The following is a 17,462-nucleotide window of genomic DNA, read 5'->3' as shown; positions in this document are numbered from 1 at the left end:
CCTGAACGGCGACCGCGTTCCCCGGTGCGAAAGCCGGCGGTTTCGCATGGCCCGACGGGGAACGGCCCCGACGCTCCGCCCGTTTACAGGGAAAGCGTTGAGGACAGGATCCATGGCCCAAACCGTCGGCGACTTCTTCTGGGATCGGCTGCACCAATGGGGTGTCAGGCGGATCTTCGGCTACCCTGGAGACGGCATCAACGGGCTGCTCGGTGCGCTGGACCGGGCCGGCGACCGGTTCGAATTCGTGCAGGTCCGGCATGAGGAGATGGCGGCCTTCATGGCATCCGCCCATGCCAAGTTCACGGGCGAGCTGGGCGTGTGCATCGCCACGTCCGGGCCGGGCGCGGCACACCTGCTGACCGGTCTCTACGATGCGCGGCTGGATCATATGCCGGTGCTGGCCATTGCCGGCCAGCAGGCGCGCACCGCGATCGGCGCGCATTACCAGCAGGAGCTGGACCTCCAGTCGATGTTCAAAGACGTGGCGGGCGAGTTCGTCGCCACCGCCAGCGTGCCCGCGCAGGTGCGGCACATCACCGACCGCGCGGTGCGGATCGCGTTGGGGCACCGCCGCGTCACCGCCCTGATCTTCCCCAACGACCTTCAGGAAATGACCATGGAGGAGCCGCCGCGCAAACATGGCGCGGTCTTCTCCGGCGTCGGCTGGAGCCGGCCGCGGGTGGTGCCGCAGGAGGCGGATCTCGCCCGCGCGGCGGAGATCCTGAACGCCGGGCGCAAGGTCGCCATCCTGGTCGGCGCGGGCGCGAAGGAGGCGACGGACGAGGTGATCGCCGTTGCCGACCGGCTCGGCGCGGGCGCGGCCAAGGCCCTGCTCGGCAAGCAGGTGCTGCCAGACGACCTGCCATGGGTCACCGGATCGATCGGGTTGCTCGGCACCAAGCCCAGCTATGACCTGATGATGGAATGCGACACGTTGCTGATGGTCGGGTCGGGTTTCCCTTATTCCGAATTCCTGCCCAAGGAAGGCCAGGCGCGCGGGGTGCAGATCGACCTCGACCCCGGCATGTTGTCGATCCGCTACCCCATGGAGCTCAATCTGGAGGGCGACGCCGGGCTGACGCTGGCAGCCCTGCTGCCGCTGCTCCGCCCCAAGGAGGACGATAGCTGGCGGGATACCATCAAGGGCTGGAACGACGATTGGCGGCAGGTCGTGACCGAACGCGCCCATGCCAAGGCGGACCCGGTCAATCCGCAACGCATCTTCACCGAACTGAGCGAGCGGTTGCCCGACGACGTGATCCTGACCAGCGATTCCGGCAGCTGCGCCAATTGGTATGCCCGCGACATCAGGATGCGGCGCGGCATGATGGGATCGCTGTCGGGCGGCCTCGCTTCCATGGGCGCGGCCGTGCCCTATGCCATCGCCGCCAAGTTCGCCTTTCCGGGGCGGCCGGTGATCGCCTCGGTCGGGGACGGCGCCATGCAGATGAACAACATGGCGGAGCTGATCACCGTCCAGAAATATTGGCGACAATGGGCCGATCCGCGCTTCATCGTCTGCGTGCTGAACAATGAGGATCTGAACCAGGTCACGTGGGAACAGCGCGTGATGGAGGGCAATCCCAAGTTCGAGGCGACGCAGAACCTGCCCGACGTGCCCTATCACAAGTTCGCTGAGCTGATCGGGCTAAAGGGCATCTATTGCGACGATCCCGACCGGATGGGGGCCGCCTGGGACGAGGCTCTGGCCGCCCGCGTGCCGGTGGTGCTGGAGGTGAAGTGCGATCCCGAAGTGCCGCCGCTGCCGCCGCACATCAACCTGACCCAGGCGAAAAGCTTCATGTCGATGCTGGTCAAGGGCGACCCGGAGGAGGCGTCGCTGATCAAGGATACGGCGCGGCAGGTGCTGCACCACATCCTGCCGGGTGATTGACACGCGCCGCACGGGCACCGTCGGCTAAGACAATCTTTGTCACCCCGCGCGGGGCACCCGCCGGTTATGAAGCGTCCGGCGCGTGACCCGGTGCGCGGCGGCGTAGGATGCAGGCATGGCGAAGCGGATCGAGGATTACGGCATGATCGGGGACGGCGAGACGGCCGCCCTGGTTGCGCGCGACGGATCGATCGAATGGCTGTGCATGCCGCGCTTCGATTCGGAGGCATGCTTCGCCGCTCTGCTCGGGAACGAGGACAACGGCCATTGGCGGATCGCGCCGGAGGGCGAAATCGTCCGGACCGAGCGGCGTTATCAGGACGACACGCTGATCCTGGAGACTGTGTGGGAGACCGACGGCGGCGGCGTGACCCTGATCGACTTCATGCCGATCCGGGGCGAGGCGCCGGACGTGGTGCGGATCGTGGAGGGGCGCTGGGGCACGACCACCATCCGTTCAACCTTGGCGCTGCGTTTCGACTATGGGCAGGTCCGGCCGCTGGTGGAGGTCCGCTCGCCGCGTGAGGTGTTCGCGGTAGCCGGTCCCAATGCGGTGGTGCTGCGCGCCGATGCCGACGTGACCCATGATTGCGGCACCCTGACCAGCCGGTTCGATGTGGCGGCGGGTGAGCGGGTCTGCTTCACCATGACGTGGTATCCGTCGCACGGACAGGAGCCGGAGCCGCTCCATCCGCCCCACGACCTTGCCAACACGCAGCGTTTCTGGCGGGACTGGATCGCCAAGCTGGACTATGACGGCCCCGACCGCGCGATCGTCGCCCGCTCCCTGCTGACGCTCAAGGCTCTGGTGCATCGCCCGACCGGCGGCATGGTCGCAGCCCCCACCACCTCCCTGCCCGAAGGCGCGGGCGGGACGCGCAACTGGGATTATCGCTTCTGCTGGCTGCGCGACGCCACTTTCACCCTGCTGGCCTTCCACCATGCCGGGTTCGAGGAGGAGGCGCGGGCCTGGACCGGCTGGCTCCGCCGCTCGCTGGCGGGCGAGCCGGTCGATGTCCGGCCGCTCTACACCGTTACCGGTCATCGCCATGCGGAGGAGTGGGAGGCGGAGTGGCTGGCCGGCTTCAACGGATCGCGCCCGGTGCGGATCGGCAATGCCGCGATCGATCAGCTCCAGCTCGACGTCTATGGCGAGATACTCAACACCTTGCTGCTCGCCTGCCACCATCGCCAGCGGGATGGCGACGATGCCCTGTTCCGCCTGCTGGTGAAAAAGGCCGAGGATCTGTGGCGGGAGCCTGATGCGGGCTTCTGGGAAAGCCGTGGCCCGCCGCGCCACCATGTCCAGTCCAAGGTGATGTGCTGGGTCGCGTTCGACCGCGCCGCGACCTGGTTCGAGCAGGACAGGGAGCTGGCGCGGCATTATCGCGACCTCGCCGATGCCGTGAAGGCGGAGGTGCTGGAACGCGGGTTCAGCACGGCGCGCAACAGCTTCGTCCGCGCTTACGACGATGATGCGCTGGACGCCGCGACGCTGGCGCTGCCGCTGGTCGGCTTCCTGCCGCCCGACGATCCACGCATCGTCGGCACCGTCGCGGCGATCGAGCGGGAGCTGATGGTGGGCGGCTATGTCCTCCGCTACGCGACCGAAGACACTGACGACGGCGTCGGCGGCGACGAGGGGGCGTTTATCGCCTGCAGCTTCTGGCTGGCCGATGTGTACGGGCTGCAGGGCCGCCACGATGATGCCCGCCAGCTGTTCGACCGGCTCTGCGCGACCGCCAACGATCTGGGACTGTTGTCGGAGGAAGTGTCGCTGTCCACCGGCCGGCTGATGGGCAATTTCCCGCAGGCGCTGTCGCATCTCTCGCTGGTGGCGTCGGCGCTGAGCCTCGGCAAGACGGGTGGACCCGCCCGGGAACGGCAGCAACGATAATGTGCGCCGTCCCCGATGAGGACGGCGCACATCGGTCTGTGACTCGGCTCAAACGTCGAGGTTGGCGACGCTCAACGCATTTTCCTGGATGAACTCGCGGCGGGGCTCGACCACGTCGCCCATCAGGCGGGTGAAGATCTCATCAGCCACGTCCGCCTGCGCCACCTCGACCTTGAGCATCGAGCGGTTGTTCGGATCCAGCGTGGTTTCCCACAATTGCTCCGCATTCATTTCGCCGAGGCCCTTGTAGCGGGCGATCGCTGCGCCCTTGCGACCGGCGGCCAGCACCGCTTCCAGCAGTTCGGACGGGCGTGCGATCCGCTTGACGCCCTTGGTGTCGGCGATGGGTGCGTCCTCGCCATCCTCCGCCGGTTCCTCCGCCTCGACCTTGCCGATCGGCACCAGCCGCGCGACGGTTGCGTAGCTGTCCGCCTGCTCGGCAACCAGCGCGTGCAGCTTGCGCGCTTCGGCGGAGTGGACGAAGCCGGCGTCGATCACATGGTGATCGGTCACGCCGCGCCAGATGCGGCGGGCATGGAAGCCGCCTTCTTCGGTGGCTTCCACTTCCCATTTGGCTTCTGGATCGGCCCGGCCCAGCCAGCCGGCGACGGCAGCCGCCACACTGCTGCGGTCTGACAATTCGGGGTTCAGCGCGCCGGACAGCGCCAGCGCTTCTACCACATCCAGCGCGTAACGGCGCGGCACGTAAGCCATCAGCCGCGCCATGCGCTGCGCATGTTCGACCAGGTTGCGCAGGTCGTTGCCGCCCCGCTGCCCTTCGCCGCCCTCCAGCATCACGCCGGACAGGCCATTGTCGAGCAGATAGGCGTCGAGCGCCGCCTGATCCTTCAGGTAGCGATCCTGTCGGTTCTTGGTGACTTTGAACAGGGGCGGTTGGGCAATGAACAGGTGCCCGCGTTCGATGATGTCGGGCATGTGCCGGTAGAAAAAGGTCAGCAGCAGGGTGCGGATGTGGGCGCCGTCCACATCTGCGTCCGTCATGATGACGATCTTGTGGTAGCGCAGCTTTTCCATGTTGAATTCGTCGCGGATACCGGTGCCGAGCGCCTGGATCAGCGTACCGACCTCCTTGGACGACAGCATCCGATCAAGACGGGCACGCTCCACGTTCAGGATCTTGCCCTTCAGCGGCAGGATCGCCTGCGTATGCCGGTCGCGGCCCTGCTTGGCCGATCCGCCGGCCGAGTCACCCTCGACCAGGTAGAGTTCGCACTTGGACGGATCGCGCTCCTGGCAGTCGGCCAGCTTGCCGGGGAGGGAGGCGATGCTCATCACGCTCTTGCGGCTGGCCTCGCGCGCCCGGCGGGCGGCCTCGCGGGCGGCGGCGGCGTCGATCGTCTTCTGGATGATCGACTTGGCGTGATGCGGATTTTCCTCCAGCCATTCCGCAAGCTTGTCGGCCATCAGGCTTTCCAGCGGCTGGCGCACCTCGGACGAGACCAATTTGTCCTTGGTCTGCGACCCGAACTTGGGATCGGGCAGCTTGACCGAGACGATCGCGGTCAACCCCTCGCGCATGTCGTCGCCGGTCAGGCTGACCTTCTCCTTCTTCATCATGCCGGACTTGTCGGCATAGGCGTTGAGGGTGCGGGTCAGCGCCGCGCGAAACGCCGCCAGGTGGGTGCCGCCGTCACGCTGCGGGATGTTGTTGGTGAAGCAGAGGACCTGCTCGTAATAGCTGTCATTCCATTCCAGCGCGACGTCGATGCCGATATCGTCGCGCTGTCCGGTGACCGAGATCGGATCGGGGAACAGCGGCGCCTTGGCGCGATCGAGATACTTCACGAACGCGCCGATGCCGCCCTCGTAATACAGCTCATGCTCCTGATGCTCGGCATGGCGCGCGTCGACCAGGAAGATGCGGACGCCCGAGTTGAGAAAGGCAAGCTCGCGGTAGCGATGCTCCAGCTTCTCGAAATCGAACTCGGTGATCTTGAAGGTGGCGGGGCTGGGCAGGAAGGTGACCTTGGTGCCCTTCTTGCCCGCCGGCGCGGGGCCGACGACCTTCAGCGGCGCTTCGGCGTCGCCGTGGCGGAAGCGCATGAAATGCTCCTCGCCGTCGCGCCAGATGGTGAGGTCGAGATGCTCGCTCAACGCGTTCACCACCGAAACGCCCACGCCGTGCAGGCCGCCCGACACCTTGTAGGCATTGTCGTCCGACGTATTCTCGAACTTACCGCCGGCGTGAAGCTGGGTCATGATGACCTCCGCCGCCGACACGCCCTCTTCCGGGTGGATGCCGGTCGGGATGCCGCGGCCATTATCCTCGACCGACACCGATCCGTCGGGATTGAGGGTGATGATGATCCGGTCGCAATGGCCGGCCAGCGCCTCGTCGATCGCGTTGTCGCTGACCTCGAACACCATGTGGTGCAGGCCCGATCCGTCGTCCGTGTCGCCGATATACATGCCGGGACGCTTGCGAACCGCGTCGAGGCCTTTCAGCACCTTGATCGAAGAGGCGCCATATTCGTTGGTCTGGGGATCGGTTGCCATAGCGATTATATAGGGATTCCGGGGTCGAAACCCAAGCGAAATGGACGGGCGCGGGCGGTCAGCCGGGGGCGGGGGCGAGCAGCCCGTCGGCAACCGTGATCCGGGTCGCGTGCGCGGGCGCGACCGCAAACGGCGCGGGCTCCGTGCCGGTCATCCACACCTGGCCGCCGGCACGGTCCAGCCGGTCGAACAGGGCCGCGCGGCGCAGCGGATCGAGATGGGCCGCCACCTCGTCCAGCAGCAGGATCGGGCGGCTCCCCCTGTGCTCCGCCACCAGATCGGCATGGGCCAGCAGCAGCCCGAGCAGCAGCGCCTTCTGCTCGCCGGTCGAACAGAGTTCCGCCGGTTGTGCCTTGTCGAGATGCGTCACCGCCAGGTCGCTGCGATGCGGCCCCGCCAGCGTGCGCCCGGCGGCGGCATCGCGGCCGCGCCCCGCCCGCAGCGCATCCGCCAGCGCGCTGCCGGCATCGTCAGCCGGCGCCAACCAGCCGGTCAACGCCAAACCGGCGCGCGCGAACGGACCGGCGGGCTGGTCGTGCAGGCGGGCGGCGAGTGCGTCCACCGTCCGCCCCCGCGCCTCCGCCACCGCCGCGCCATGTTCGGCCATGCCCGCCTCCAACGCCGCCAGCCAACCCGGATCGGCGCCATCGGGTTCGGCCAGCAATTTGTTGCGGGCGCGCATCGCGGCTTCGTAGCGGCTGGCATGGTGGGCATGGGTGGGCTCGCGCGCCAGCACCAGCCGGTCGAGAAAGCGCCGCCGCCCGCTCGCCCCCTCCGTGAACAGGCGGTCCATGGCGGGCGTCAGCCACAGCAGCGACAGCCGCTCCCCCAGCGCGGCGGCGGTCGCATCGCCGCCGTTGATCCGCACCTGCCGCCGTTCGGGGGCGGTGGGCGACGTGCCGGTGCCGATCTCCACCTCGTCCGCCAGTCGCGCATGGATGGCGAAGCCGCCCGGGCCCTGCCCCCGCGCCATGTCGGACAACGTGGCGCCGCGCAGGCCCCGCCCCGGCGCGAGCAGGGACAGCGCCTCAAGGATGTTGGTCTTGCCCGCCCCATTCTCGCCCGACAGGATCACCAGACCGGGGCCCGGCGCGATCAGGGCATCGGCATGGTTGCGGAAGTCGGACAGGGCAAGGCGGCGGACGGCCATCCCTACCTGTTAGCGGACGATCCGCCCGGCGTCAGGCCCGACACAGCCGACGCTGGCGACGCAGCCGCCAGCCGAGCAGGCCGAAGCCCGCCAGCGCCATCGCCCATGTCTCTGGCTCCGGCACCGCCTGCATGAGGCGGTAGATGTCGCCATTGCCCTTGCTCAGCAGGTAGATTTCGCCGCGATCGTCCACCCCCAGGCGCAAATCGACCCGCTTGGCGGTGGCATAACCCTCCAGCGCGCGCATGGTGGTGGGCAGGCCGTCCAGCGTCAGGGTCAACTCGCGGAACATGGCCCGGGGATCGTTGGGGTCGAGATAGAAGAGCCGCCCCGATACCAGGTCACTGACCAGCAGCTTGCCGACCAGTTCGGGCACCAGGCTGCCTTCGTAGAGAAAGGCGCTGCCCAGGCTGGCGAGTGAAGAGATGCCGTCGCGCACGATCTCCTCATGGTCATATTGCGCGATCGGATCGACGAACATGCCGGGGTTGGCGGGGGTGTCGTAAATCTTCTGGTCGGACCCCGTGCCGCGGGCATAGCTGCCCTCCCGGATCGGCCAGCCATAATTGGACCCGGCCTTGCCGAGATCGACTTCCTCGATCTGCGCCTGGCCGATCTCCCCGATGAACATGCGGCCGTCGGCGCTCCAGCTGAAATGCTGCGGATTGCGCAAGCCATAGGCCCACACTTCGCCCCGCGCCCCGGCCTGACCGGCAAAGGGATTGTCCGTGGGCACGCCATAGCTCAACGGGCCCGCGCCGTCGGGATCGGCGGGGTCGATCCGCAGGATCTTGCCGAACGGGCTTTGCAGGTTCTGGGCGTTGCGGGAGGGATCGTTGACCCCGCCGCCGTCGCCCAGGCCGACATAGAGTTTCCCGTAATCGGCACTGCCGGGCTTTGCGGAGCTGTTGAAGGCGATGGTGCCCGGACCATGGTCGCTCCTGGGCTGGGAAAGGCGCATCACCTCGCGCATGCCCGTTACGGTCGCGACAGAAGCGGCGGGGTCGGCCACGGTCCATTCCCGCACCACGTCGTGATGGCTCACCGGCTGACCGGGAAGGCTCCACGTCGCCGTGCCCGCCGACGCGGCGGTGGTGTCGATCGTGTAGGCGGTGCGATAGCCCGGCTGCGACGGGTCCTGGTTGAAATTGGGATGGAAGGCGAAGCTCATCAGCCCCGTCTGGGTGCTGTTGGCCGCGTTGGAAAAGCCGATATTCTGCGCACGCAGGTCCAGGTAGGGCTTCGGCGTGGCACCGGCCTTGTTCGTGACATAGAGGATGCCGCGCGTGTCGTTGACGAACAGGCGGCCGCTCTTGTCGCCGACCGGCTTCAGCTGCTGCACACCGGTCTGAGGCCGCCCCGCCTGCGTGCCCGGGATCGTGGTGAAATGTTTTATCCGCGCGCTGATCCCCGGCTGGATCGCCGGAAACGGATTCACCACCACCGCGCCCCATGCGGCTCCACCGCAGAGCGACATCGCCGCCCACGCCATCACAACCTTGCGCATCGCGCACTTTCCCCCCGAAAAGCCGTGCCCCCAACAGGCACGGCTTTGTCTCACGTCAGGGAAGGGGCGTCAAACCCGCATCGGCATCAGCACGTACAGCGCCGGTGCCTTGTCATTTTCGCGAATCAGGGTCGGGGCGGAGGCATCGGCCAGGTGAACCTCGACCAGGTCGCCGTCGATCTGGTTGAGAATGTCGAGCAGGTAGCGCGCGTTGAACCCGATCTCGAACCCCTGCGCGGCATAGTCGCCGGGCACTTCCTCGGCGGCGGTGCCGTTTTCCGGGCTGGTCACCGACAGGGTGATCTTGTCGCGTTCCAGCGCCATCTTCACGGCGCGCGTCTTTTCGCTGGCGATGGTGGCGACGCGGTCCACGCCCTCCTCGAAGCTGCGCGGATCGATCCGGAGCAGCTTGTCGTTGGCGGTCGGGATGACGCGCGAATAATCCGGGAAGGTGCCGTCGATCAGCTTGGACGTCAGGATCGCGCTGCCCAGGCCGAAACGGACCTTGGTGGGCGACAGCGACACTTCGACCGATCCGTCGACCTCGTCCAGGAGCTTGCGCAGCTCGCCCACGCACTTACGCGGCACGATCACGTCGGGCATCCCCTCCGCGCCGTCGGGACGGGCAACGGTGACGCGGGCCAGGCGATGGCCGTCGGTCGCCGCCGCCTTCAGCACCGGCTGGGCATCGTCCGACACATGGAGGAAGATGCCGTTCAGATAATAACGCGTCTCCTCGGTGGAGATGGCGAAGCGGGTCTTGTCGATGATCTGCTTCAGCGTTTCGGCCGGCAGGTCGAACCGGGTCGGCAGCTCGCCCTCGGCGATGACCGGAAAATCCTCGCGCGGCAGGGTTTGCAGGTTGAAGCGGGCGCGCCCCGCCGTGATCTGCATCTTGCCCTCGGCCGCCGCCAGCTGGACCTGCGACCCTTCCGGCAGCTTGCGGACGATGTCGAACAGGGTGTGCGCGGACACGGTGGTCGCGCCCGGCGTGTCCACCGCCGCGGCGATGGTTTCCACCACCTGCAGGTCGAGGTCGGTCGCCATCAGGCGCAGCCCGCCTTCCATTGCCTCGATCAGGACGTTGGAGAGGATCGGGATCGTGTTGCGGCGTTCCACCACCGACTGGACGTGTCCCAGGCTCTTCATCAGGGTTGCACGTTCGATCGTCGCCTTCATTGATCCGCCCCAATCCACTGTGGCCGATCGTTATAGCGTGGGCGACCGCCGGTGCCAGAGGCTTGTTGCGCAACGGCACGTAAGCGGGCGAAGGGGCGTCATGCGTGTCGCGATCTCTTTCCTGCTACTCGTTACGGTCGGGCTCGGGCTTGCGCCCGCCGCCGCCGCGCGAACCGCGATCGGCCAATATGGCCGGTGGGGGGCGTTCCGGGACGATCGGGCGGGCGGCTGCTATGTGATCGCCATGCCGAAGCGGGGGGAGGGCTTCGCCGCCGTCGCCGCCCCGCCCGCCGTGCCGCGCCTGACCGTCCGCCTCAGCCGCGCCGCGCAGGCGGGCAGCGTGTCGGCGCTGATCGACGGCACGCGCTATCTATTGTCGGGCGGGGGCCGGGACGCCGCACTGGCCGGTCGCCGGATGGTGGTGGTGCTGCGCGGGGGCGAGCGGCTGCGGCTTTCGGCGCGGGAGCCGGGCGGGCGGCGCTTTGTCGACGACTATGACCTGGCGGGGCTGCCCAGCGCGCTGGATGCCGCGACCATCGCCTGTCTGCCTCGCTGACGCCGCCCAAAGCCGGTACTGGCAAAAATCCGCCACTTCGCTTATGTGCGGCGCATGAACGCGCCCATGGCGATCCCCGGCCACATCGATCCTGTTCCCGTCCCCCGCCCGCTGGCGGCGCGTGCCGATGGCCGCGTCGACCTGATTGGCCTGACCCGCGAAGAGCTTGGCGCTTTGCTGGCCGAGCATGGGCTCGACCCCAAGCAGGCGAAATTGCGCGCCAAGCAATTGTGGCACTGGATCTACAATCGCGGCGCGACCGAGTTCACCGCGATGACGGACATCGCCAAGACGATGCACCCCTGGCTGGCCGAACGGTTCGTGATCGCCCGTCCGCAGGTGGTGGAGGCGCAGAAGTCCAGCGACGGCACCCGCAAGTGGCTGCTCCGATCGGATGACGGCCATGACTACGAGATGGTGTTCATCCCCGACGCGGATCGTGGCACCTTGTGCGTGTCGAGCCAGGTCGGCTGCACCCTCAATTGCTCCTTCTGCCATACCGGCACGATGCGGCTGGTCCGCAACCTGACCGCGGGCGAGATCGTGGGCCAGGTGATGCTGGCGCGCGACGGCCTGGGCGAATGGCCGAGCCAGCCGGAAGGCCGCATGCTCACCAACATCGTGATGATGGGCATGGGCGAGCCGCTCTATAATTTCGACAATGTCCGCGACGCGCTGAAGCTGGTGATGGACGGCGAAGGCCTGGCCTTGTCCAAGCGGCGTATCACGCTCTCCACCTCCGGCGTGGTCCCGATGATGGAGCGCGCGGGCGAGGAGATCGGCGTCAACCTGGCGGTGTCGCTGCACGCCGTGACCAAGGACGTCCGCGACGAACTGGTCCCGCTCAACAAGAAATACGGGATCGAGCAGCTGCTGGAGGCGTGCGCGGCCTATCCCGGCGCCAACAATGCCCGCCGCATCACGTTCGAATATGTGATGCTGAAGGACAAGAATGACAGCGACGACGATGCGCGCGAGCTGGTCCGCCTGCTGCGCAAGTACAAGCTGCCGGCCAAGGTCAACCTGATCCCGTTCAATCCGTGGCCGGGCACCCCGTACCAATGTTCCGACGCGGAGCGGATCCGGCGGTTCTCGGACATCGTGTTCCAGGCCGGCATTTCCGCCCCTGTTCGCACGCCGCGCGGGCGCGACATCGACGCGGCCTGTGGGCAGCTGAAAACCGCCGCCGAAAAGCGCAGCCGCGCCGAACGGGACAGGGATGCTGCCGAAAAGGCACTGGCGGAAGCGTAACGGATTCGCCTAGTGTGCGGTCATGGGCATGCTGCTGTTCGATCGCGCCTTCCAGAAGCTGATCAAGCGGGGCGAGTTGACCGTCCACGCGGCCGATGGGAAAACCTACCATTATGGCAAGCCGGAGCCGGGCCGCGATCCGGTGACGGTCCGCTTCACCGATGGCGCCACGCCGCGCAAGGTCGTGCTGGCGCCCTCGCTCGCCGCGGGCGAGGCCTATGTGGACGGGCGGCTGGTGATGGAGCAGGGCGACATTCACGCGCTGCTGGATCTGGTTACCTGGAACAATCGCTGGGAAAGCCGCAGCGACCGCAGAAATCTGGAAGCACGCGCCCGTATGCCCGGCGATCCGTTCGGCTGGCTGCGCACCTACAATCAGGAACGGCAGTCCAGGCGCAACGTGGCGCACCATTACGACCTGTCCGCGCGCCTCTACGACCTCTTCCTCGACGCCGACCGCCAATATAGCTGCGCCTACTTCACCGATCGCGACAACAGCCTCGACCAGGCGCAGCTGGACAAGAAGGCGCATATTGCCGCCAAATTGTACCTGAAACCGGGCGTGAGGGTGCTGGACATCGGCTGCGGCTGGGGGGGCATGGCGCTGTACCTGCACCAGAAGACCGGGGCGGAGGTGCTGGGCATCACCCTGTCCGAAGAGCAGTTGAAGATCGCGCGCGCGCGGGCCGAGGAGGCCGGCGTGGCCGACAAGGTGCGGTTCGAGCTGATCGACTATCGCAAGGTTTCCGGCAAGTTCGACCGCGTCGTGTCGGTCGGCATGTACGAGCATGTCGGCCCGGCCCATTTCCGCACCTTTGCCGCCAAATGCCGCTCCCTGCTGACCGATGATGGCGTGATGCTGCTCCACACGATCGGCCGGCTCGGCATGCGCCGCCCGACCGACACCTGGACCACCAAATATATCTTTCCCGGCGGCTACATCCCCACCTTGTCCGAGATTGCGGAGGCGTCCGAATCCGCGCGGCTCATCACCGCCGATGTGGAGACGTTGCGCCTCCACTATGGCTACACGATCGAGCATTGGCTGCGGCGGACGCAGGCGCGCAAGGCGGAGATCGTCGCCATGTATGACGAACGCTTCTACCGCATGTGGGAATTCTATCTGGCGGGGTCGGTGACCGGCTTCATCAACAGCCAGATGGTCAATTACCAGGTGCAATATATCCGCGATCGCACCGCCTTGCCGATCACGCGGGATTACATGGCGGAGGCGGAGCGGCAGCTGCGCGGCTGACGCATCCGCCCGGGACGCTGCGGACTATTGCGCGCGCGGCGGACGCGAGCCCATCTGCGCGCGCCACGCGTCGCGCTCGGCCGGGCTGATCGTGCCGTCATGGTCGGTGTCCATCCGGTCGAACAGGGTCAGCGCCTGCTGCTCGAACTCGGCGGCATTGAGCTTGCCGTCGCCATCCGTGTCGAGCCGGCCGAACTGGCCGCTGCGGCCGTCGCCCTGCGGTGCGCCAGGACGTTGCGGCAGTTCTTCGGGCGTGAGGATGCCGTCCATGTTGCGGTCGAGCCGGGTGAAACGCTCCCGCGCGCGGGTGGTCGCTTCGTCGCGGGTGGCCGGCAGCATTAGCCCGGGGCCGCTTTGCACTCCGGGCGCGGGCGGCGGCGCGTCCTGCGCCATTGCGGCACCGGCAGCGGCCAGCCCTGCCAGCAGACATGCACCGATCATCGAGCTTTGCATGAAAATCCTCCGTGCCCTTGCACCGCCAAGCTTTAACATGCCCGCCTGTATGCGCGTTGAACAGGCCATCCCGTTGCGCGCGGGCACCGTGCGTGCCAAAGGCCCGCGCGATTTCCCTTGCGGAGTGATGCAATGAGCGACGTTCGCCGCGTAGTGCTCGCCTATTCGGGCGGACTCGACACCAGCGTGATCCTGAAGTGGCTGCGTGAGACCTACAATTGCGAGGTCGTGACCTTCACCGCTGACCTCGGTCAGGGCGAGGAGCTGGAGCCTGCGCGCGCCAAGGCGAAGCTGATGGGCGTCCGCGACGAGCATATCTTCATCGACGATCTGCGCGACGAATTCGTGCGCGACTACGTCATGCCGATGATGCGCGCCAACGCGCTGTACGAAGGGCTGTACCTGCTCGGCACCTCCATCGCCCGGCCGTTGATCGCCAAGCGCCAGATCGAGATTGCCAGGCAGGTCGGCGCCGACGCGGTCAGCCATGGCGCCACCGGCAAGGGTAACGACCAGGTGCGGTTCGAGCTCGGCTATTATGCGCTCGCCCCCGACATCCGCGTGATCGCGCCGTGGCGGGAATGGGACCTGACCAGCCGTACCCGCCTGATCGAATATGCCGAACAGCACCAGATCCCGGTGCCCAAGGACAAGCGCGGCGAGAGCCCCTTCTCGACCGACGCCAACCTGCTCCACACCTCGTCCGAGGGCAAGGTGCTGGAAGATCCGTGGGAGGAGGTGCCGGACTATGTCTATTCGCGTACCGACAACCCGGAGGACGCGCCCGACACGCCCGAGATCATCACGATCGATTTCGAGCGCGGCGATGCGGTGGCGGTGAATGGCGAAGGGTTCGGCCCGGCGGCGTTGCTCGCCAAGCTGAACGAACTCGGCAAGCGCCACGGCATCGGCCGGCTCGATCTGGTCGAGAACCGCTTTGTCGGCATGAAGTCGCGCGGCATGTACGAGACGCCGGGCGGCACTATCTACCATCTCGCCCATCGCGGGATCGAGCAGATCACGCTGGATCGGGGCGCCGCGCACCTCAAGGACGAACTGGCGCCGCGCTATGCCGAGCTGATCTACAACGGCTTCTGGTTCTCGCCCGAACGCGAGATGCTGCAGGCCGCGATCGATCATAGCCAGGACAAGGTAACGGGCACCGTCCGGCTGAAGCTGTACAAGGGCGGCGTCCAGGTGATCGGCCGCAAGTCGCCCCACACGCTCTACTCGGAAAAGGTCGTGACGTTCGAGGACGACCAGGGCGCATATGATCAGCGCGACGCGGCGGGCTTCATCAAGCTCAACGCCCTGCGCCTGCGTCTGCTGGGGCGGCGCGACGGCCACTGAGGCGCCTTACTCCGTCGAGGGTGACGGCGTGATCCTGACGATCCGGGTCACGCCGCGGACCTCGCGGACGGGGCCGGCCGGGGTGCAGGCGATGGCGGACGGGCGCAGCGCGCTGGCCGTGCGGCTGGCGGCCCCACCGGTGGATGGCGAGGCCAATGCGGCCCTGCTGCTATGGTTGGCGAAAACCCTGAGCGTGCCGCGCCGCGCGGTAACCCTCCACTCCGGCGATACCGCACGATTGAAGCGGGTGCGGATCAGTGGAGATCCGGATGCGATCCGTGCCGCGCTCGACGTCCTGCTGCGTAGCGCCGGGGCCGTTTAGAACGACACCCGGGCAAAGGCAGACAGGCGCTCCCCCGTGTTGCGGGCGAGCAGGGGTGCCACCGACCGGTCGAACTGATCGTCGGCCGTGCCGGTGAAGCGCACCCCCATCGTCAGCGCGCTCAGCACATAATCGAACCCGACCATATAGTCGGCATAGTCGCCGCGCGGGCGCAGCCGGAAGGCGCGGCCCCCGCGTGGCCCCTCGCGCGCATCGCCGCTGCTGCGACCGATCCCGGCGCGGGCGGTGAAGGGCGTGCCGATCACCGCCACCGACAGGTCCGCGCCGAGATGGAGGTTGTCGCCGCCGATCGCGTCCTGGCGCGGGGCATAGGATGCGCGCGCACCCAGTCGCGCGGGGCCGAGCAGCAGCGATCCGCCGCCGTCCAGCTCGACATAGGCAAGCCCGCCTGCGCCGGGAAAGAGGTGGCCGATCACCCCGCCGTCAAGGCTGATAGCGCCCAGATCATGGTCGTACCGCCCCGCCACGTCGATTGCCGCATCGGCGCGTCCATGACGCGGATCGCCGCGCGTGGTCAGGGCCTCCGCCTCCACCGCGAACGACCCCACCGGCAGGCGCGCGAAGACGGAGGCGGCGGCCTGCCCGTCGCTCCAGCTGATGCCGCGCCGGCGATAGTCGGTAATTGCCTCGACACTGACCTGCGGCGGTCCGATCACGGCCGCGCCCGCACTGCCCTGGACAAGCGCCAGCGCGGCGAGCGCGCCGCAGCGGGGGACGCGCCGCACCCGGTGGATCAGTTCATCGCCAGCGCGCGGGCGGCGTCGATCTCGGCATGCAGGTCCGTCCGGTCCCGCTCGGCCACCGCGATCACGTGCGCCCGCACGTCGTCGCTGCGTCGCGCCACCTCCTGCGCGATCCCGTCCCGGGCGGCCCGACAATCGCCATGGCGGCTGCCGGTCAACGTCCGCGAATCCGGCAGGGTCTTGCTCAGCGCCCGCTCGCCGCCACCTACCACGTGGCGTTGCACCTCGACATTGGCGGTCCACAGGCAGCGTTCGGTGCTCATCCGGGTGCCCGCCGACATGCCGACCTGCTCCAGGCGGGTCGTCACCTTGGCATCGTAGCGCGCCTCCAGCGGCGCGCCGCGATGCTCCACGGCCACGCGATGGAGGCCGGGTGACTCGCTCACCAACGTCGCGGCGGCCAGCAGTGCGATCGACATCATAACAGCATCCTCTCGTCTGATCGCCGCCCGATTTGCAGGCTGTTCCGCCTGCTTTCCGGGCATCCCTGCTATAACGGCGGGCACCTTGCTGGCGTGTTTCTCAGCTGTGAAGATGATTGGCAAGGGTCGATCCGCGCTTACATGCCCCAGTCGACCACTTGCCAGCCCCGCTTCGCGGCCATGTGGCGGAGGCCCCGGCTGGGGTTCACGGCAAAAGGTTCGTCCGCCCAGGCCAAGGCCGGCCAGTCCGACACATGATCCGAATAGAAGCGCACCTTGACGCTCGCCCGATCGATCCGCTGCTCCTCCATCCACGCTTCGATCAGGCGCAGCTTGGCCGGCCCGTAATTATTGTCGCCGTCGATGCGGGCATGGATGATGTCGTCCAGTCCGGCGACCGAACCCGTGGCGATCACGTCGTCGAAGCCCAGCCGCTCAGCGATCGCCTCCACATAGAAGCGGTAGGATGCGGTGGCGAGCACCAGCCGGCGCCCGGCGCGGCGATCCTCCGCGATCTGGCGCAGCGCGCCGGGATGGATGTTGGTTTTCAGGACCAATTCGGCGAAGCTCTCCACCGCCGGGTGCAGCCTGGCGCGCGGCACCGCGCCGCCGATCAGCAGCCACTGGTTCAGCTCCTTCAGCCGCCGCCGGTCGATCAGCTTCGCGGCATAGGCCGCCATGGTGAAGGGCACCATCGGCGCCAGCGCCAGCCGCAACGGGTTCAGCGCCCTGGCCGCATGCAGCAGGAAGGGCGTATAGGTGCCGGTGCGCGTCACCGTGCGGTCCATGTCGTAGATGGCAAGATCGGCCACGTTGTTCCTTTGGCTGGGTTCGTGGATGCGGTTGGCACCAACGCCCACGCCGGCACAAGGTGGCATAACCGTGTCCTTCGGGAACATTACGGCTCCGCAAGCGTCAGGACGGGCGATGTCTCCTGTTCCG

15 protein-coding genes are annotated in these 17,462 nt (G+C 67.5%); 7 read left to right on the top strand and 8 right to left on the bottom strand.

Annotated elements, in window-relative coordinates:
* The first annotated feature begins 112 nt into the window (after window positions 1-112).
* The gene (locus Q0D93_RS09995; RefSeq protein WP_294393466.1) at window positions 113-1,897 is read left to right on the top strand and encodes a thiamine pyrophosphate-requiring protein; all 1,785 of its coding nucleotides are present in this window, start codon (window positions 113-115) and stop codon (window positions 1,895-1,897) included.
* Between the two features lie 115 nt (window positions 1,898-2,012).
* Window positions 2,013-3,794, top strand: coding sequence for a glycoside hydrolase family 15 protein (locus Q0D93_RS09990; RefSeq protein ID WP_294393464.1), 1,782 nt, complete (start codon window positions 2,013-2,015; stop codon window positions 3,792-3,794).
* Window positions 3,795-3,842: 48 nt separating this feature from the next.
* On the opposite strand, the gene gyrB is transcribed toward Q0D93_RS09990, so the two are convergent.
* The 4 genes from gyrB to dnaN all read right to left on the bottom strand — a co-directional run bounded on the left by gyrB (window position 3,843) and on the right by dnaN (window position 10,147).
* The gene (gene gyrB, locus Q0D93_RS09985) at window positions 3,843-6,311 is read right to left on the bottom strand and encodes a DNA topoisomerase (ATP-hydrolyzing) subunit B (protein WP_294393461.1); all 2,469 of its coding nucleotides are present in this window, start codon (window positions 6,309-6,311) and stop codon (window positions 3,843-3,845) included.
* 58 nt (window positions 6,312-6,369) lie between these two features.
* Entirely contained in the window at window positions 6,370-7,461 is a 1,092-nt protein-coding gene (recF, locus tag Q0D93_RS09980) for a DNA replication/repair protein RecF (RefSeq protein ID WP_294393458.1), read from the bottom strand.
* A 31-nt stretch (window positions 7,462-7,492) separates the two neighbouring features.
* Entirely contained in the window at window positions 7,493-8,968 is a 1,476-nt protein-coding gene (locus tag Q0D93_RS09975; protein WP_294393456.1) for a PQQ-dependent sugar dehydrogenase, read from the bottom strand.
* Between the two features lie 69 nt (window positions 8,969-9,037).
* Entirely contained in the window at window positions 9,038-10,147 is a 1,110-nt protein-coding gene (gene dnaN, locus Q0D93_RS09970) for a DNA polymerase III subunit beta (RefSeq protein WP_294393453.1), read from the bottom strand.
* A 100-nt stretch (window positions 10,148-10,247) separates the two neighbouring features.
* Between dnaN and Q0D93_RS09965 the strand changes: the two genes are divergently transcribed.
* The 3 genes from Q0D93_RS09965 to Q0D93_RS09955 are packed head-to-tail and all read left to right on the top strand — an operon-like array spanning window position 10,248 to window position 13,209.
* Window positions 10,248-10,703, top strand: a complete 456-nt coding sequence (locus Q0D93_RS09965; RefSeq protein WP_294393448.1) for a hypothetical protein — start codon at window positions 10,248-10,250, stop codon at window positions 10,701-10,703.
* Window positions 10,704-10,757: 54 nt separating this feature from the next.
* Entirely contained in the window at window positions 10,758-11,954 is a 1,197-nt protein-coding gene (rlmN, locus tag Q0D93_RS09960; protein ID WP_294393445.1) for a 23S rRNA (adenine(2503)-C(2))-methyltransferase RlmN, read from the top strand.
* A gap of 28 nt (window positions 11,955-11,982) precedes the next feature.
* On the top strand, window positions 11,983-13,209 hold the full coding sequence (locus Q0D93_RS09955) for a cyclopropane-fatty-acyl-phospholipid synthase family protein (RefSeq protein WP_294393599.1): 1,227 nt from the start codon (window positions 11,983-11,985) through the stop codon (window positions 13,207-13,209).
* Between the two features lie 24 nt (window positions 13,210-13,233).
* Here Q0D93_RS09955 and Q0D93_RS09950 read toward each other — a convergent pair whose 3' ends face one another.
* The gene (locus tag Q0D93_RS09950) at window positions 13,234-13,650 is read right to left on the bottom strand and encodes an EF-hand domain-containing protein (RefSeq protein ID WP_294393443.1); all 417 of its coding nucleotides are present in this window, start codon (window positions 13,648-13,650) and stop codon (window positions 13,234-13,236) included.
* A gap of 144 nt (window positions 13,651-13,794) precedes the next feature.
* Here Q0D93_RS09950 and Q0D93_RS09945 point away from each other — a divergent pair, with 144 nt between their 5' ends.
* Together Q0D93_RS09945 and Q0D93_RS09940 are read left to right on the top strand one after the other, a co-directional pair.
* A complete protein-coding gene (locus tag Q0D93_RS09945) occupies window positions 13,795-15,012 on the top strand; it encodes an argininosuccinate synthase (RefSeq protein ID WP_294393440.1) in 1,218 nt (405 codons plus the stop codon).
* Between the two features lie 28 nt (window positions 15,013-15,040).
* A complete protein-coding gene (locus Q0D93_RS09940) occupies window positions 15,041-15,334 on the top strand; it encodes a DUF167 family protein (protein WP_294393437.1) in 294 nt (97 codons plus the stop codon).
* On the opposite strand, the gene Q0D93_RS09935 is transcribed toward Q0D93_RS09940, so the two are convergent.
* The 3 genes from Q0D93_RS09935 to Q0D93_RS09925 form a co-directional block, all read right to left on the bottom strand.
* A complete protein-coding gene (locus tag Q0D93_RS09935) occupies window positions 15,331-16,080 on the bottom strand; it encodes a TorF family putative porin (RefSeq protein WP_294393434.1) in 750 nt (249 codons plus the stop codon). The genes Q0D93_RS09940 and Q0D93_RS09935 overlap by 4 nt on opposite strands.
* An 8-nt stretch (window positions 16,081-16,088) precedes the next feature.
* Complete coding sequence (locus Q0D93_RS09930; protein ID WP_294393431.1) at window positions 16,089-16,520, bottom strand: hypothetical protein; 432 nt, start codon at window positions 16,518-16,520, stop codon at window positions 16,089-16,091.
* Between the two features lie 137 nt (window positions 16,521-16,657).
* Window positions 16,658-17,332: an HAD-IB family hydrolase gene (locus tag Q0D93_RS09925; protein WP_294393428.1), complete on the bottom strand. Its 675-nt coding sequence runs from the start codon at window positions 17,330-17,332 to the stop codon at window positions 16,658-16,660.
* Window positions 17,333-17,462: the final 130 nt, after the last annotated feature.

The sequence above is a fragment of the uncultured Sphingomonas sp. genome (genome assembly GCF_934560975.1).
Classification (GTDB): domain Bacteria; phylum Pseudomonadota; class Alphaproteobacteria; order Sphingomonadales; family Sphingomonadaceae; genus Sphingomonas_I.
This window is presented reverse-complemented; position numbering and strand designations above follow the sequence as displayed.

Coding starts and splice junctions, on each gene's coding strand:
- dnaN (WP_294393453.1), bottom strand. CDS start 10,147: ATGAAGGCGACGATCGAACGTGCAACCCTGATGAAGAGCCTGGGACAC.
- rlmN (WP_294393445.1), top strand. CDS start 10,758: ATGAACGCGCCCATGGCGATCCCCGGCCACATCGATCCTGTTCCCGTC.
- Q0D93_RS09930 (WP_294393431.1), bottom strand. CDS start 16,520: ATGATGTCGATCGCACTGCTGGCCGCCGCGACGTTGGTGAGCGAGTCA.
- Q0D93_RS09955 (WP_294393599.1), top strand. CDS start 11,983: ATGCTGCTGTTCGATCGCGCCTTCCAGAAGCTGATCAAGCGGGGCGAG.
- Q0D93_RS09995 (WP_294393466.1), top strand. CDS start 113: ATGGCCCAAACCGTCGGCGACTTCTTCTGGGATCGGCTGCACCAATGG.
- Q0D93_RS09975 (WP_294393456.1), bottom strand. CDS start 8,968: ATGCGCAAGGTTGTGATGGCGTGGGCGGCGATGTCGCTCTGCGGTGGA.
- Q0D93_RS09945 (WP_294393440.1), top strand. CDS start 13,795: ATGAGCGACGTTCGCCGCGTAGTGCTCGCCTATTCGGGCGGACTCGAC.
- Q0D93_RS09950 (WP_294393443.1), bottom strand. CDS start 13,650: ATGATCGGTGCATGTCTGCTGGCAGGGCTGGCCGCTGCCGGTGCCGCA.
- Q0D93_RS09990 (WP_294393464.1), top strand. CDS start 2,013: ATGGCGAAGCGGATCGAGGATTACGGCATGATCGGGGACGGCGAGACG.
- recF (WP_294393458.1), bottom strand. CDS start 7,461: ATGGCCGTCCGCCGCCTTGCCCTGTCCGACTTCCGCAACCATGCCGAT.
- gyrB (WP_294393461.1), bottom strand. CDS start 6,311: ATGGCAACCGATCCCCAGACCAACGAATATGGCGCCTCTTCGATCAAG.
- Q0D93_RS09965 (WP_294393448.1), top strand. CDS start 10,248: ATGCGTGTCGCGATCTCTTTCCTGCTACTCGTTACGGTCGGGCTCGGG.